The sequence below is a fragment of the Mycolicibacterium phocaicum genome (assembly GCF_010731115.1).
In the GTDB taxonomy this organism is placed as follows: Bacteria; Actinomycetota; Actinomycetes; order Mycobacteriales; family Mycobacteriaceae; genus Mycobacterium; species Mycobacterium phocaicum.
The window spans coordinates 5,090,069-5,105,425 of record NZ_AP022616.1 but is presented as its reverse complement, the minus strand read 5'-3'; the positions used below and the strand labels follow the sequence as shown (position 1 = coordinate 5,105,425).

Below are 15,357 nucleotides of genomic sequence, written 5' to 3'. Positions count from 1 at the left end.
CACGGGCACTAGCCGTCGAAAGTCGTCGTGGCCGTGGCCAGTTCGTCGATCACATCGGCGACCTCTTTGCGGCCTCGCCAGGCCCGGCATTGCCGCATGGCCCCGTTGCCCTGCTCCGCGATGCGCGCCAACTCGTTGCGCGCCATCTCATAGTCGCCCAGCGCTTCGAGCACCGGACGGAGGTGCTCGATGAATCCGGCCAGCAGGACCCGGGCCGGCGCCATCGAACAGTCGCCCGCCAGGTCGATCGCCTCGCCGTCGAGGCCGTCACGCGCCGCCTTCCAGTGCGCGGCGCGCAGTGTCCAATCATCAAGGCGTGGAACGGGTTCCCCACGCTCTTTCCCGTCCAGCGCCATCATCACCGCGGCGCGGATGAGCGTGGCCAGGAGCACCGTCTCGGCCACTGTTGCCGGCACGTCGGCCACCCGTACCTCGACGGTCGGGAAATTGGCCGACGGCCGCACATCCCAATAGAGCATGCCGTCGTCGAGCACGGCGCCGGCCCGCGTCAGGGCATCGGTCACGGCGTCATAGCTCTCGACCGAGTCGAAGTACGGCGGGGGCCCCGCGCTCGGCCAGCGAGTCCACAACACGCCGCGGAAGCTGGCGTAGCCGCTGTCGGCGCTGCGGTAGATCGCCGAATTCGCGCTCAGCGCAAGGAGCAGGTGCAGGTACGGCCGGAGCCGGTTGCTGACGTCGACGGCCGCCGCCCGGCTGGGCACCGCGACGTGCACGTGACATCCAGAGATGCCCTGCTCATGAGCGATCATGCCGAAGCGGTCGGCGATGCGGCCGTAACGCTCGGTAGTCGTCACCGGGAACGCGTGCGGCACGGTCGGCGGTAGCGCGACGGCCAACAGCCGCGCCCGCTGTGCCTCGGCCGACTCGGTGGCGACGCGGCGCAGCCGAGTCAGTTCCGCACGCAGATCGTCGCTGCTACTCATTACGGCGGTCGTGGTCTCGACCTGGCACCTGGTCAACTCGAGCTGGAGGTCGACACCGCGGGCAGCCGCGTACTCCGCGACCGCCTGATTGCGCGGAGAGGGCGCACCGTCGCGGTGATCGACGAGGAGAAATTCTTCCTCCACCCCGAAAGTCGGCAGGTCTGTCATGGCACCTGGAATGCCCCAGAGGCCACCAGAGCAAACCCGCTGGGTCGCTATGGCGACAGGCCGTCGCGCAGCACCTCCGCCGCCGCCACACTCAATTCAGGCCCACCGGGCAACCGGGCCAGTAGCGGCCAGGGCGCGGGCAGCGGAGCACCCTCCACACCAACGTATTTCGCCGTGTCGGCGTCGTGAATGCCGTACCGGACGCCGCTGTCGGACACCAGGTACAGCGGGCCGGTCACCGAGCCACCGGCGACCCCGGTGGCGTGCACATAGGCGTATCGGCCCGGCGGGATCGCCACGGCGTCGATGTTCGGACCGTCGCCGTCGTCTTGCGCCAGCGGCACCGTTCCCGCCGCCGGTTTACCCTGCACGACAACGGTTTCGGCGTGGCCGTCGTCCGATCGCCAACGGGCGCAGACCGGGGCCTCGCTCGGCAGGGGCGGGTTCGCCCGATCCGGAAACGTCGACACGGCAAGGTCATGGACAGCCGGAATGGCGGCGATGGCAGTGGGCGCCACGCTGCGGAGGTCACCGTCGGTCACGCCGTGGGTGAAGCGGATGACGTCGGCCGCCACGTCGCCGACGCGCTGCAGACCACCGTTGAGGACCACGTGATGTTCCGGGGCGTCGGCGCGGTTCACCCGCAGCACCTGCCCGACGATGAAACCGCCCGGCCCTGTCCCGCCGAGGGCCGGGATCGGCGGCGCGGTGATCGCGGGAAGTTCGGGCAGCAGGTCGAGAAAGGACCGCGACACCGGCCGGGGTCTGACGCCGTCGAGCCGCAGTGCCCTGACGACCGCGAGGTCCCGCAGGTCCACCGCCGCGCGCTTGCCCCCGTACAGCAGATAGGTGGTGGACAGGTGCTCCCCCGCTGCCGTCGCCAGGATCGGTCGCCCGCCATCAGGCCCGACGGCGTCCGCGCCGGCGATCAGTGTGGTCCGCCCGCTGTCACACACCTGCCACGACGCCGCCGAGAGCGGCCGGCCCAATCCGGCTGGTGCACCGGGGATTCCGACGAGAGGACCTCGCGGCGCACCCGCGATGGCCGCCGCGTCGACCGCGACCGGGTTGACCGCGGACCTGGCGACGAGCCGGGCCGATGCGAGATTCAGCGCGGGATGCCACGTCGAACCGATTCGCACGTACAGCGCGCCGGTGTCCCGGACCATGACGATGGGCGCGTCCCCCAGCCTGCCCGTGGGCGACGCGATCGCGACCACCGCGCAGAGCGCCACCGCCAGTAGTCCGGCGAGCCATCCTGACGCGTACGAAATCGATTGCGCACGAACCGGTTCGTCGACCATCGCGGCGTCACCACGCACCAGCGCATGGATCAGCCGCCGCGTCTCAAAACGCCGACCGCTGGCCTCCAGTTGCGCGCCCTGCCCCCGAGCCATGTCCATCCCCCGGCTAGCAGCCTAACCGCGGGCAGACGCATGCCCCGACACCAATTCTCGCCAGGGATTTGTGCACGATTTTCCGCGCCAACCGCGGAAAATCGTGCACAAATCCCTAGGAGACGTCGACCCAGTCGAGGGTGCGGCCGACGGCCTTCTGCCAGCCGGCGTACCCGGCGGAGCGCTGGCCGTCGTCCCACGACGGCGCCCAGCGCTTGTGCTCCTGCCAGTTGGCGCGCAGCTCGTCGGGGTTCGACCAGAAGCCGACCCCCAGCCCCGCGGCGTAGGCCGCGCCGAGCGCAGTGGTCTCGGCAACAACGGGTTTCACCACTTCGACGCCCAGCACGTCGGCCTGGATCTGCATGCACAGTTCGTTGGCGGTGATGCCGCCGTCGACCTTGAGTACCTCGAGGTGGACGCCGGAGTCCGCGGCCATGGCGTCGACGACGTCGCGGCTCTGGTAGCAGATGGCTTCGAGTGTGGCCCGGGCGATGTGGGCGTTGGTGTTGAACCGCGACAGGCCGACGATCGCGCCGCGCGCGTCCGAACGCCAGTACGGCGCAAAGAGTCCCGAGAACGCCGGCACGAAGTAGACGCCGCCGTTGTCCTCGACCTGGCGGGCGAGCGTCTCACTGTCGGAGGCCCCCGCGATGATGCCCAACTGGTCCCGCAGCCACTGCACGGCCGATCCGGTGACGGCGATCGAACCCTCAAGGGCGTAAACGGGTTTCGCGTCACCGAACCGATAGCACACCGTCGTCAGCAGCCCGTGCTCGGAGCGCACGATCTTCTCACCGGTGTTGAGCAGCAAGAAATTGCCTGTGCCATAGGTGTTCTTGGCCTCGCCCGCCGACAGACACACCTGCCCGACCATGGCGGCCTGCTGGTCGCCGAGGATGCCGGTGACGGGCACCGGCGCATCGAGCGGGCCGTCGGCCGCCGTCAGCCCGTAGGGCTCCGACACCGACGACGACGCGATGGTCGGCAGCATCTGGCGTGGAATCCCGAAGAACGACAACAGTTCGTCGTCCCAGTCGAGGGTCTCGAGGTTCATCAGCATGGTGCGGCTGGCGTTGGTGACGTCGGTGACGTGCACGCCGCCGCGCGTGCCGCCGGTCAGGTTCCACAGCACCCAGGTGTCGCACGTTCCGAAGATCGCGTCACCGCGTTCGGCGGCTTCCCGCACGCCGTCGACGTTCTCGAGGATCCACTGGATCTTGCCGCCGGAGAAGTAGGTCGCCGGCGGCAGGCCGGCCTTGCGGCGGATGACGTCGCCGTGGCCGTCGCGTTCCAGGGCCGAGGCGATGCGGTCGGTGCGGGTGTCCTGCCACACGATCGCGTGGTAGTACGGGCGCCCGGTGTGCTTGTTCCACACCATGGTCGTCTCACGCTGGTTGGTGATACCGAGCGCGACCAGATCGGACGCCGACAGCCGGGTCTTGTTCAGCGCGGTCTGCAGCACCGAGCCGGTGCGCTCCCAGATCTCGACGGGATTGTGCTCGACCCACCCGGCCCGCGGCAGGATCTGCTCGTGCTCGAGCTGGTGGCGTCCGACCTCGCGACCTGAGTGATCGAAGATCATCGCCCGGGTGCTGGTGGTGCCCTGGTCGATGGCCGCCACGAATTCGGCCAATGGCCCGTCCTTCCGCTCAAACGCTGCATCCGCTGTCGGACATCACGGTAGGAGACGCGGGCCTGTCACGCGATGCATTGCGGCAACCGGCGCGGGCGCGTCGGACGCCGAATGTCAGTTCTCGCGGGCGCGGCGTTCGCGGTACGCCGCGACGTGCTGGCGGTTCCCGCAGTTCCCGGTGTCGCAGAAGATGCGGGATCGGTTGCGCGACATGTCGATCAGCACCGCGGTGCAGTCCGACGCCGCACACGTCTTGAGCCGGCGCAGTTCACCGGCGCGGATCAGGTCGGCCAGGGCCATCGCCATCTCGGCGCCCATGCGCTGGGCGAGCGGGTCCTGGTCGGCCGCCAGGTGCAGGTGCCATTCCGGCATCTCGGGGTGTCGCGTCAGCCAGGGGTTGGCGCGGGTGTCACTGAGCAGGGCGTTGACCTGGCCGACCACCGCCTCCTCGTCGTCCGCCGCGGCCCACAGCAACCCGAGCCGTTCGCGCAGGGCCTGCACCGCGGCCAGCTCCGCGGTGTCCCGGTCGCGCCGGCCCGTCCAGCCGAAGTCGTTCAGATACCCGTCGAGGGCCGCCAGGTCGGCCAGCTGGTCGCCGTCGACCCGGTCGCTGTTGATCAACACGCACGCCGCGCGCAGCGTGAGCTCCGTGTCATGACTGAAATTCATTTGACTCGTTACACCCGCCCTCCGTAGCGTCATGACCAATCCCAACTTCACTCATTACATCATCGGAGGTGGCCCGTGACTGCGTCGAACGGCACCGCGGCCGGCCACTTCCGGACCGGCATGATCTTTGCCGTCGCATCCGCCTTCACCTTCGGGATGGCCGGTGCCCTGGGCAAGTCCCTGATCGAGGCGGGCTGGAGCCCCACCGCCGCGGTGGTCGCCCGGCTGACCGGCGGCGCGCTGGTCATGGCCGTGGTCGCGACGATCCTGCGCCGCGGCTGGGTACGCGAAGCGCTGAGCCACAAAGCGACGGTCGTCGCCTACGGCGCCATCCCGATCGCGGGCGCCCAGCTGTGCTACTTCAATGCCGTCACCTATCTGCCGGTCGGCGTGGCACTGCTGCTCGAGTACGCCGCGCCCCTGCTGGTGGTCGGCTGGGTGTGGGCCACGACCCGGCGCCGCCCCAGCACGCTCACGCTCGCCGGTGTCGCGATCGCCATCGCCGGCATCACGCTGGTGCTCGGCCTGGTCGGGCCCGGCAGCCACACCGGCGCCCAGATCAGCCTCGCCGGGATCGGTTGGGGCATGGGCGCGGCCGTCTGCGCCGCCTGCTACTTCGTCATGTCCGACAAGGCCAGCGCCGACGGCACCGGCCTGCACTCCATCACCCTGGCCACCGGCGGCCTGCTGGTCGGCGCCGCGACGGTGGCGCTGCTGGGCCTCTCCGGCGTCATGCCCCTCGCCTTCACCCGCCACGACACCACGCTGGCAGGCGTGACGACGTCCTGGCTGGTACCCGTGATCGCGCTGGCCATCGTGCCGACGGCGATGGCCTACACGTTCGGCATCATGGGCATCTCCCGGCTGCAGCCCCGGTTCGCCTCGCTGGTCGGACTCTCCGAGGTGATGTTCGCCGTGCTGTCGGCCTGGGCGCTGCTGGGTGAGGCCATCACCGGAATCCAATTGCTGGGCGGCGCGGTGGTGCTGGCCGGCCTGGCACTTGCCCGGCAGGGCGACCGCGGCGAAGCCACCTGGCACGACGACTGGCCCGACAGTCCGGAGGGTTTGCCAGCAGGGCAAACAATTGGCCGTAGCTGAGCCCCATATGTGAAGATGGCCCGCGTGACCTTGCTCAGCACGTCGGTCCGAGTGGCCGCAATCGCCGCCGCCGTCATCTCCGGAACCGCACTGCTGCCGTCGGCGCCCGCCCAGGCAGACGCCTGCCCGAACATCGAGGTGATCTTCGCCCGCGGCACGCACGACGACCCCGGCATGGGCCGCGTGGGCTCGGTACTGGTCGACGCGCTGCAGCCTCTGGTCGGCAACCGCACCGTCACCGGCTACGCCGTCGAGTACCCGGCGTCCTATGACTTCCTCACCGCGCAGGACGGCGCGACGGACGCGCAGAACCGCATCGCGACCATGGCGCAGCAGTGCCCCAGCACCAAGATCGTGCTCGGTGGCTACTCGCAGGGCGCCGCGGTGGTCGACATGCTGGCCGGCGTTCCGCCGCTCGGTGACCGGATCGGCGATGTCGGCTCGGCACCTCCGCTGCCCACCGAACTCGCGAACCGGGTCGCGGCTGCCGCCGTATTCGGTAACCCGTCGGCCAAGTTCAGCCATCCGCTGGACTCCATCGGCCTGTTCTCGAACCGCTCGGTGGACCTGTGCCTGTGGGGCGACCCGATCTGCTCGCGTGGCCGAAACCCGTTCGCGCACTCGCGCTATGAGTCGTCCGAGTACATCGGGCAGGCCGCGCAGTTCATCGCATCCCGCGTCTGACCGGCGGCGGACCGGCTGTCGCGGGAGCACATCGGGAGTCGCGGTTAGGATTCGGTGTGATCATCAGTGCTCTGCGCCGGGCCTTCGCCGGCACCGCAACCACCGTCGTCATGGCCGGCATCACTGTGCTGACGCCACCGTCCCTGGGTGCCATCGGCACCGCCGCCGCGGCCAACTGCCCCGACATCGAGGTGACGTTCGCCCGCGGCACGTCCGAAGATCCGGGCCTGGGCCGCGTCGGCGGCGCGTTCGTCAACCAGCTGCGCAACAAGGTCGGCGGCCGCTCGGTGGGCGCCTACGCCGTCGTCTACCCGGCGTCATACGACTTCCTGGCCGCCGCTGACGGCGCCAACGACGCCAGCGCCCACATCCAGTGGATGGCCGAGAACTGCCCGGGCACCCGGCAGGTGCTCGGCGGCTACTCGCAGGGCGCCGCGGTGATGGACGTCATCGGCGCCATCCCGGTTCCGGGCATCGGCTTCAACAACCCGCTGCCGCCCGAGGCCGCCGGCCACGTCGCGGCGATCGCGGTGTTCGGCAACCCGTCCGCCAAGCTGGGCCTGCCTCTGACGGCGAGCCCGGTATGGGGCGGCAAGGTCATCGATCTGTGCAACGCGGGTGATCCGATCTGCCAGACCGACGGTCAGAGCGTGCCGGCGCACAAGAGCTATGCGGGTGGCCCGACCAACGAAGCGGCCAATTTCGTCGCCGGATTGTTGTAAGGCTGGCATCTTTTCTCGACGAGACCGTCAATTCGTCGGGATACCATCGGATTTGTGATTGGCCGCCGGACGCTGTGTGTGCTGATCACCATTCTGACTGTCGGCACCATCCCAATGTCCGTGCTACTGACGGACATTGGGGTGGCCAACGCCGCTGCCACATGTGCGCCCGCCGAGGTCGTGTTCGCGCGCGGCCGGATGGAGCCGCCCGGTCCCGGACAGGTCGGCGCCGCCTTCGTCACCGCGCTGCGTCGGCTCCGCGGCCCGAATATCGGTCTGTACCCGGTGAATTACCCCGCTGACACCCAGGTCGACGTGGGCGCCAACGACATGAGCCGGCGCGTGCAATGGCTCGCCCGTAACTGCCCGGCGACCAAGATCGTGCTCGGCGGTTACTCATTGGGCGCCGCCGCCACCGATCTGGTTATCGCGGTACCGATTTCGGCCTTCACCTTCAACAGCCCCCTGCCCCGCGGCGCCGATCAGCACATCGCGGCCGTCGCACTCTTCGGAAATGGCGCCAACTGGGCCCTGCCCATCACCGCGCTGAGCCCGACGTATCAGAATCGGACCATCGATCTCTGCCATTCCGACGACCCGGTCTGCAACCCGAGCAGCCCCTACAAGTGGCGTTCCGAATGGCAGGATCACCTCGCGCCGGGCTACATCAAGTCCGGCATGGTGACCCAGGCCGCGAAGTTCGTGGCGGCGCGTCTGTGACGCGCCGCTAGACTCCAGCCATGACCCCCCGCTCCGTCATGACGTCCGTCCGGGCTGCCGTCGCCCTGGCCGGCGCGGCAGCGTCGGTTGCCACCGGCCTGGTGGCCGCGACGGCCGTGGCCCCTGCAGCTGTCATCGGCGTCGCAGCGGCGGACCCGTGCCCGCAGGCGGAGGTGATCTTCGCCCGCGGCCGCAATGAGCGACCGGGCGTCGGCCGGGTGGGAGGCGCATTCGTCGATGCGCTGCGCGCCAAGACACCGCTGAACGTCGGGGTCTACGCGGTGAACTACCCCGCCAACGTCGAAATCGCCCAGGGCGCCAACGACATCAGCTCGCGCATTCAAGACATGGCAGGACGTTGCCCCGACACCCGGTTGATCATCGGCGGTTACTCGCTGGGTGCGGCGTCGGCGGCCGTGGCATTGTCCTCGGACGGCAAGGGATTCGGGTTCAACCGGCCGCTGCCGCCCGGGATGGACACCCACATCGCGGCCGTCGCACTGTTCGGCAACGTCACCCACCGCATGGGCGGCTCCAACATCGGCCCGGCATACCTGGATCGCACCATCGACCAGTGCAACGGCGCCGATCCCGTGTGCATGGCCGGACTTCCGCAAACCATCACCCAGCTGCAGGGCGACTGGCAGAACCACCTGCAGGACGGCTACATCGGATCCGGCATGGTCGATCAGGCCGCCGACTTCGTCGCCGCCCGCTTGGCCCCGCCGCCACCGCCGGCCCCGTGAGCTAGTCGAGCGTACGTAAATCCCGGGTGACGGCGATCCGCGACGCCAGCTGATCGTCGGGCGGGTAGTCGACCGAGACGAGTGTCAGGCCCCGCGCCGGGGCGGCGGCGTACTCGCTGGACCGGCTGTCGGCCGCCAAAAGGCCTGCGATCCAACCGGGTTCGCGACGGCCCTCCCCCACGGCGAGCAACGCGCCGACCAGCGACCGCACCATGTTCCAGCAGAAGGCATCGGCCGTCACGTGGGCGGTGACCAGATCACCCGAGCGCTGCCAGTCGAGCCGCTGCAGATCCCGGATGGTCGTCGCACCCTCCCGGAATCGGCAGAACGCGGCAAAATCCTGCAGCCCCAACAACTCCCGCGATGCGGCCGTCATCGCCTCCAGGTCCAGAGGCCGCGACCACGGCGTGATGAAGCGGGCCTGTTGCGGCTCGACACCGTACGGCGCCAACGACAACCGGTACTCGTAATGCCGCCGCAACGCGGAGAACCGGGCATCGAATCCCGGTGCGGCCCGCATGATCTGGCGTACCCGCACATCGGCAGGCAGGAAGCGCGCGAGCCGGCGCACCAGCGGCAGGAACTCCGGATCGCCGGGGCGGGGCGTGCGCGGATAGACGAATCTCAGTGCGGCGGAAGGCACATCGACATGCGCAACCTGCCCGGTGGCATGCACGCCGGTGTCGGTCCGGCCTGCGGTGACCAGGCGCACCGGCTCCCGGAACACCGTCGACAGCGTCTCCTCGATGACACCCGCGACGGTGCGCTGCCCGGCCTGCGGTGCCCACCCGGCGAATTCTGTTCCGTCGTAAGAGATATCCAGCCGTAAACGGACGTGCCCGCCATCGGATTCGATGGCGGGCACGTCGTTCACAGCGTGATCAGGACTTGGCCTCATCCTCGGTCGCCTCAGCCTCGGCCTCAGCGGTCTGAGCCTCGGCGATGCCCTCGTCGGCAGCTTCGACCTCGGCAACCGGAGCCTCGACGGCGGCTTCCTCAGCGGGAGCCTCGGCCTCGGCAGCCTTCGCCTGAGCGGCGGCCGCACGACGGGCGCGGTCGGCCTCGGAGACGACGGTCTTCTCCCGAACCAGCTCGATCACGGCCATGGGGGCGTTGTCGCCCTTGCGGTTCTCGACCTTGATGATGCGGGTGTAGCCGCCCTCGCGGTCCGCGAAATGCGGTGCGATCTCGGCGAACAGGGTGTGCACCACGTCCTTGTCGCGGATCTTCTTCATCACCTCGCGCCGGTTGTGCAGCGCGCCCTTCTTGGCGTGGGTGATGAGCTTCTCGGCGTACGGACGCAACGCCCGGGCCTTGGCATCAGTGGTCTTGATGCGGCCGTGCTCGAACAGCGAGGTGGCCAGGTTGGCCAGGATCGCGGCCTGGTGTGACGACGACCCGCCGAGGCGAGCACCCTTAGTGGGTTTGGGCATTGCAACTTCTCCTAATTGGGGCCGGCCCCCGTATCAGGTAGGGCCGGGACGGAATCTCTTCTTTAGAGCTGTTCGGTTTCGGCGTAGTCCTGGTCGGCGTCCAGGTCATAGCTGGCATCGCTGTTCCAGGTGCCGGTGGCCACGTCGTAGCCGGCGACCTGCGACGGGTCGAACGTGGCGGGGCTGTCCTTGAGCGACAGACCCAGCTGGTGCAGCTTGATCTTGACCTCGTCGATGGACTTCTGGCCGAAGTTACGGATGTCCAGCAGGTCCGACTCGGTACGCGAGACCAGCTCGCCGACGGTGTGCACACCCTCGCGCTTGAGGCAGTTGTACGACCGCACGGTCAGCTCCAGGTCGTCGATCGGCAGCGCGAACGAGGCGATGTGGTCTGCCTCGGCCGGCGACGGGCCGATCTCGATGCCTTCGGCCTCGACATTGAGCTCACGGGCCAGACCGAACAGCTCGACCAGCGTCTTGCCGGCCGAAGCCAGGGCGTCGCGCGGGGCGATCGAGTTCTTGGTCTCGACATCCAGGATCAGCTTGTCGAAGTCGGTGCGCTGCTCGACGCGGGTGGCCTCCACCTTGTAGGTGACCTTCAGCACCGGCGAGTAGATCGAGTCGACCGGGATACGGCCGATCTCGGCACCCGAAGCCTTGTTCTGCACGGCCGGGACGTAACCGCGGCCGCGCTCGACGACGAGCTCGACCTCCAGCTTGCCCTTGTCGTTCAGGGTGGCGATGTGCATGTCCGGGTTGTGGACCGTCACACCGGCCGGGGGCACGATGTCACCGGCCGTGACGGCACCCGGGCCCTGCTTGCGCAGGTACATGGTGACCGGCTCGTCCTCTTCCGAGGAGACGACCAGGCCCTTGAGGTTCAGGATGATGTCGGTGACGTCTTCCTTGACCCCGGGGACGGTGGTGAACTCGTGCAGGACACCGTCGATCCGGATGCTGGTGACCGCTGCGCCCGGGATGGACGACAGCAGCGTGCGCCGCAGCGAGTTGCCGAGGGTGTAACCGAAGCCCGGCTCCAGCGGCTCGATGGTGAACCGCGACCGGTTCTCGGCCAGCACGTCCTCGGACAGGGTGGGTCGCTGAGAGATCAGCATTTTTCTATCTCCTTCTCGGCACCCGCTATTTGATGCCGGTTGGTTGGTGCCCGCCCGGGATTGGGCGGGCCACCAGGACTCGAATTACTTCGAGTAGAACTCTACGATCAGCTGCTCGGTGAGCGGCACGACGATCTGGGCGCGCTCGGGCAGCTGGTGCACGAGGATGCGCTGACGCTCGCCGACGACCTGCAGCCACGACGGGACCGGACGGTCACCGGCGACCTCGCGAGCGATCTGGAACGGCAGGGTGTTCAGCGACTTCGGCTTGATGTCGATGATGTCGTACTGCGACACCCGGTAGCTCGGGATGTTCACCTTGACACCGTTGACGGTGAAGTGACCGTGGCTGACCAGCTGACGGGCCATGCGGCGGGTACGGGCCAGGCCGGCGCGGTACACGACGTTGTCCAGACGGCTTTCGAGGATCTGCAGCAGGTTCTCACCGGTCTTGCCAGCCTTGCGGTTGGCTTCCTCGTAGTACTTGCGGAACTGCTTCTCCATGACGCCGTAGGTGAAGCGAGCCTTCTGCTTCTCCTGCAGCTGGGTGCGGTATTCGCTCTCCTTGATCCGCGCGCGGCCGTGCTGGCCGGGCGGGTAGGGGCGCTTTTCGAACGACTGATCGTCACCGACGAGGTCGACGCCGAGGCGGCGCGACTTGCGGGTGGCGGGTCCGGTATAACGAGCCATTTTTCAAATCCTCCCTAGACCCGGCGCCGCTTGGGCGGACGGCAGCCGTTGTGCGGCTGCGGGGTGACGTCGGAAATCGCGCCAACCTCGAGGCCGGCGGCCTGCAGCGAACGGATCGCGGTCTCGCGGCCCGAACCCGGGCCCTTCACGAAGACGTCGACCTTCTTGACACCGTGCTCCTGCGCCTTGCGGGCAGCGTTCTCGGCGGCGAGCTGCGCGGCGAACGGGGTGCTCTTGCGCGAACCCTTGAAGCCGACGTGACCCGACGAGGCCCAGGCGATGACGTTGCCCTGGGGATCGGTGATCGAGACGATGGTGTTGTTGAACGTGCTCTTGATGTGAGCGGCGCCGTGCGGGACGTTCTTCTTTTCCCGGCGACGAGTGGGCTTGCCGCGCTTAGAGGAGGCTTGCCCTGCCTTTTTAGTGGGTGCCATTCGACTTACCTGGCCTTCTTCTTGCCGGCGATGGTGCGCTTCGGGCCCTTGCGGGTACGCGCGTTGGTCTTGGTGCGCTGGCCACGCACGGGCAGGCCACGACGGTGGCGCAGGCCCTGGTAGCAACCGATCTCGATCTTGCGACGGATGTCGGCCTGCACCTCGCGGCGCAGGTCACCCTCGACCTTGAGGTTGCCTTCGATGTAGTCGCGCAGCTGGGTCACCTGGTCATCGGTGAGGTCCTTGGTGCGCAGGTCCCGGTCGATGCCGGTGGCAGACAGGATTTCCTGGCTGCGGGTACGGCCGATGCCGTAGATGTAGGTCAGCGCGATCTCCATGCGCTTGTCACGCGGGAGATCAACGCCCATGAGGCGTGCCATCAGGCAGTGTTCCTTTTCGTTGCGGAGGTCTGATCCCAGTCCGTTCCCCGTCTTTTTCGGGGTCCGGCCTCCGTGCCGGACGTGGTTGAGGGCCGTCTGCCCTCAGTGGTACTGGGAGGTCTGCATTCAGTTTTGGGTGCTGCTTGAGCTGGTGCTCAGCCCTGCCGCTGCTTGTGCCGCGGGTCAGAGCAGATCACCATGACCCGGCCGTGGCGGCGGATCACCCTGCACTTGTCGCAGATCGGCTTGACGCTCGGGTTCACCTTCACGACTTAGCGATCCTTTTCTCGGTTCTGAATTGGTGGTGCTCGGGCGTTACTTGTAGCGGTACACGATGCGGCCACGGGACAGGTCGTACGGAGAGAGTTCCACTACGACACGGTCCTCCGGCAGGATGCGGATGTAGTGCTGCCGCATCTTGCCGCTGATGTGGGCGAGCACCTTGTGACCGTTCTCCAGCTCAATGCGGAACATCGCATTGGGCAGGGGCTCGATCACGCGACCCTCGACCTCGATGGCGCCGTCTTTCTTGGCCATACTCTTTGGTAATCCTCTGGTTCTTCGGTTTCGTATCTCATACGCCCGTGCTCGGCGCAGAGCCCACCCCGGCTACAAGAACGTGGACTTAATGCCAGGAAATTCCGGGGAACTTCAAAACAGAGCACGCAAAGAGCCGGCGCAGAAGCTGCACCGTTGGTCCACGATACCCGCTCGGACCCCAGGTACCAAAATCCGCGAGGCACCCCGGCAGACCCTAGGCGGGCGCATCGTCTTCGCAAGTCAGGGCGCATAATGAACAACGATGACTGGACCCGCTTCCCCGGCTCGCAATCCGGTGATTCTCACCGTGGACGACGATCCCGCAGTGTGCCGGGCCGTCGCCCGCGACCTGCGCAAACACTATGGCGAGCGCTACCGGATCGTACGCGCCGAATCCGGACAGGACGCGCTGGTAGCGATCAACGAGCTGCAGCTACGGGGCGACACCGTGGCGATGTTCATCGCCGACTACCAGATGCCGGAGATGAACGGCATCGACTTCCTGGAACTGGCCATGGACGTGTTTCCGCTGGCCCGCCGCGTGCTGCTGACCGCGTACGCGGACACCCACGCCGCGATCAACGCCATCAACCTGGTCGACCTGGACCACTATCTGCTCAAGCCCTGGGACCCGCCCGAGGAGAAGCTGTACCCGATCATCGACGGCCTGCTGGAGGCCTGGCACGAGGTCGGCGACCGCGCCGTCCCGCACACCAAGGTGATCGGCCACCGGTGGAATCCCCGCTCGTGGGAGGTCCGCCAGTTCCTGGCCCGCAACCAGCACTACTACCGGGCATACGCGTCGGACGAGCCCAAGGGCAAGCAGCTGCTGACTGCCGCCGGCCTCGACGGGCTGGAGCTGCCGGTGGTGATCTCCGAGCAGGGCGAGACGCTGGTCCAGCCGACCGATGCCCAGCTGGCTGCGATGCTCGGCCTGGCCACCACCCCGTCGCTGGAGATGTACGACCTGGCCGTCATCGGCGGCGGACCGGCCGGTCTGGCGGCCGCGGTGTACGGCGCGTCCGAGGGGCTGCGCACGGTGCTGATCGAGCGCACCACCACCGGCGGACAGGCGGGCCGCAGCTCGCGGATCGAGAACTACCTGGGCTTCGAGACCGGAATCTCCGGCGCTGAGCTCACCACCTCGGCGCGGCGGCAGGCCGAGCGCTTCGCGGCCGAGGTCATCACCACCCGTGAGGTCGTCGAACTGGATGTCTCGTCGCTGGTCAGTAAGACGCTGACCTTCGACGACGGCCGGAGCATCACCGCACGGTCGGTCATCCTGGCCACCGGCGTCGACTACCGGCATCTGCAGGTCGCCGGGTGCTGGGAGGACCCCGAGTCCGATGGAAACAGCTCCGCACCCAACTACATCGGCAACGGCGTCTTCTACGGTGCGTCGGTGTCGCAGGCCTCCGAATGCGCGGGCGAGGACGTCTACATCGTCGGCGGCGCGAACTCCGCCGGCCAGGCCGCGATGTTCATGTCGCAGCAGGCCAAGTCGGTGACGCTGCTGGTACGCGGCAAGTCGCTCGAGGCGTCGATGTCCTACTACCTGATCCAGCAGATCGAGAACACCCCGAACATCAGCGTCCGGACCTGCACCGAGGTGGTCGACACCTGCGGCGAGGACGGGCACCTGACCGGGCTGTGGCTCGTCAACAACGCCACCGGCGAGCGCGAGCACGTCGAGTCCACGCGCCTGTGCTGTTTCATCGGTGCCACCCCGCGCACCCAGTGGCTGGAGAACGCCGGCATCGCCCGCGACGACCACGGCTTCATCCTCACCGGCCCGGATCTCAAGGACGTCTGCGGCTGGAACCTGGACCGGCCGCCGCGCCACTTGGAAACAAGTGTGCCCGGTGTGTTTGTTGCAGGAGATATCCGCGCTGAATCGGCCAAACGGGTCGCAGCCGCGGTTGGCGAAGGCTCGATGGCAGTAATGCTGGTGCACCGGTATCTGGCCGAGACGTAGGAGGAGACC

General features: G+C 68.0%; 18 protein-coding genes. 6 read left to right on the top strand and 12 right to left on the bottom strand.

Translation table 11 applies throughout. The features are described from left to right. Positions 1-8: 8 nt before the first annotated feature. The 4 genes from G6N46_RS24530 to G6N46_RS24515 all read right to left on the bottom strand — a co-directional run bounded on the left by G6N46_RS24530 (position 9) and on the right by G6N46_RS24515 (position 4,811). Positions 9-1,112 (bottom strand): glutamate--cysteine ligase 2, encoded by a 1,104-nt coding sequence (locus G6N46_RS24530; protein WP_138250414.1) that lies wholly within the window; start codon positions 1,110-1,112, stop codon positions 9-11. Positions 1,113-1,159: 47 nt separating this feature from the next. Further along, on the bottom strand, positions 1,160-2,509 hold the full coding sequence (eccB, locus tag G6N46_RS24525; RefSeq protein WP_138250415.1) for a type VII secretion protein EccB: 1,350 nt from the start codon (positions 2,507-2,509) through the stop codon (positions 1,160-1,162). Positions 2,510-2,624: 115 nt separating this feature from the next. Continuing rightward, a complete protein-coding gene (glpK, locus tag G6N46_RS24520; RefSeq protein WP_138250416.1) occupies positions 2,625-4,142 on the bottom strand; it encodes a glycerol kinase GlpK in 1,518 nt (505 codons plus the stop codon). A gap of 114 nt (positions 4,143-4,256) precedes the next feature. After that, on the bottom strand, positions 4,257-4,811 hold the full coding sequence (locus G6N46_RS24515; RefSeq protein WP_020101471.1) for a CGNR zinc finger domain-containing protein: 555 nt from the start codon (positions 4,809-4,811) through the stop codon (positions 4,257-4,259). 120 nt (positions 4,812-4,931) lie between these two features. Between G6N46_RS24515 and G6N46_RS24510 the strand changes: the two genes are divergently transcribed. The 5 genes from G6N46_RS24510 (at position 4,932) to G6N46_RS24490 (ending at position 8,781) form a co-directional block, all read left to right on the top strand. Beyond that, on the top strand, positions 4,932-5,909 hold the full coding sequence (locus G6N46_RS24510; protein ID WP_234880771.1) for an EamA family transporter: 978 nt from the start codon (positions 4,932-4,934) through the stop codon (positions 5,907-5,909). A 15-nt stretch (positions 5,910-5,924) separates the two neighbouring features. Continuing rightward, positions 5,925-6,593 (top strand): cutinase family protein, encoded by a 669-nt coding sequence (locus G6N46_RS24505; protein WP_061007232.1) that lies wholly within the window; start codon positions 5,925-5,927, stop codon positions 6,591-6,593. Positions 6,594-6,703: 110 nt separating this feature from the next. Beyond that, entirely contained in the window at positions 6,704-7,315 is a 612-nt protein-coding gene (locus tag G6N46_RS24500; RefSeq protein ID WP_064858394.1) for a cutinase family protein, read from the top strand. A 114-nt stretch (positions 7,316-7,429) separates the two neighbouring features. Continuing rightward, a complete protein-coding gene (locus tag G6N46_RS24495; protein ID WP_167526480.1) occupies positions 7,430-8,035 on the top strand; it encodes a cutinase family protein in 606 nt (201 codons plus the stop codon). 20 nt (positions 8,036-8,055) lie between these two features. Next, on the top strand, positions 8,056-8,781 hold the full coding sequence (locus G6N46_RS24490) for a cutinase family protein (RefSeq protein ID WP_234880759.1): 726 nt from the start codon (positions 8,056-8,058) through the stop codon (positions 8,779-8,781). A 1-nt stretch (position 8,782) separates the two neighbouring features. Here the strand turns inward: G6N46_RS24490 and truA are convergent, their stop codons facing one another. The 8 genes from truA to infA form a co-directional block, all read right to left on the bottom strand. Beyond that, a complete protein-coding gene (gene truA / locus G6N46_RS24485; RefSeq protein WP_167526431.1) occupies positions 8,783-9,679 on the bottom strand; it encodes a tRNA pseudouridine(38-40) synthase TruA in 897 nt (298 codons plus the stop codon). Continuing rightward, entirely contained in the window at positions 9,663-10,214 is a 552-nt protein-coding gene (rplQ, locus tag G6N46_RS24480; protein ID WP_060998913.1) for a 50S ribosomal protein L17, read from the bottom strand. Before rplQ ends, truA begins: the two co-directional genes overlap by 17 nt. Before the next feature lie 62 nt (positions 10,215-10,276). Continuing rightward, entirely contained in the window at positions 10,277-11,329 is a 1,053-nt protein-coding gene (locus G6N46_RS24475; RefSeq protein WP_020101463.1) for a DNA-directed RNA polymerase subunit alpha, read from the bottom strand. A gap of 84 nt (positions 11,330-11,413) precedes the next feature. After that, positions 11,414-12,019 (bottom strand): 30S ribosomal protein S4, encoded by a 606-nt coding sequence (rpsD, locus tag G6N46_RS24470; protein WP_020101462.1) that lies wholly within the window; start codon positions 12,017-12,019, stop codon positions 11,414-11,416. A 14-nt stretch (positions 12,020-12,033) separates the two neighbouring features. Next, positions 12,034-12,453 carry a 30S ribosomal protein S11 gene (rpsK, locus tag G6N46_RS24465; protein ID WP_138250418.1) on the bottom strand — a complete coding sequence of 140 codons (420 nt, stop codon included), beginning with the start codon at positions 12,451-12,453 and terminating at the stop codon, positions 12,034-12,036. A 5-nt stretch (positions 12,454-12,458) separates the two neighbouring features. Then, positions 12,459-12,833, bottom strand: a complete 375-nt coding sequence (gene rpsM / locus G6N46_RS24460) for a 30S ribosomal protein S13 (protein ID WP_020101460.1) — start codon at positions 12,831-12,833, stop codon at positions 12,459-12,461. Positions 12,834-12,988: 155 nt separating this feature from the next. After that, positions 12,989-13,102 carry a 50S ribosomal protein L36 gene (gene rpmJ / locus G6N46_RS24455; protein ID WP_003879483.1) on the bottom strand — a complete coding sequence of 38 codons (114 nt, stop codon included), beginning with the start codon at positions 13,100-13,102 and terminating at the stop codon, positions 12,989-12,991. A gap of 46 nt (positions 13,103-13,148) precedes the next feature. Then, positions 13,149-13,370, bottom strand: a complete 222-nt coding sequence (infA, locus tag G6N46_RS24450; protein WP_003886926.1) for a translation initiation factor IF-1 — start codon at positions 13,368-13,370, stop codon at positions 13,149-13,151. Between the two features lie 265 nt (positions 13,371-13,635). On the opposite strand from infA, the gene G6N46_RS24445 reads away from it, so the two are divergent. Continuing rightward, positions 13,636-15,348 (top strand): NAD(P)/FAD-dependent oxidoreductase, encoded by a 1,713-nt coding sequence (locus tag G6N46_RS24445; RefSeq protein WP_163692993.1) that lies wholly within the window; start codon positions 13,636-13,638, stop codon positions 15,346-15,348. The last annotated feature ends 9 nt before the right edge of the window (positions 15,349-15,357 follow it).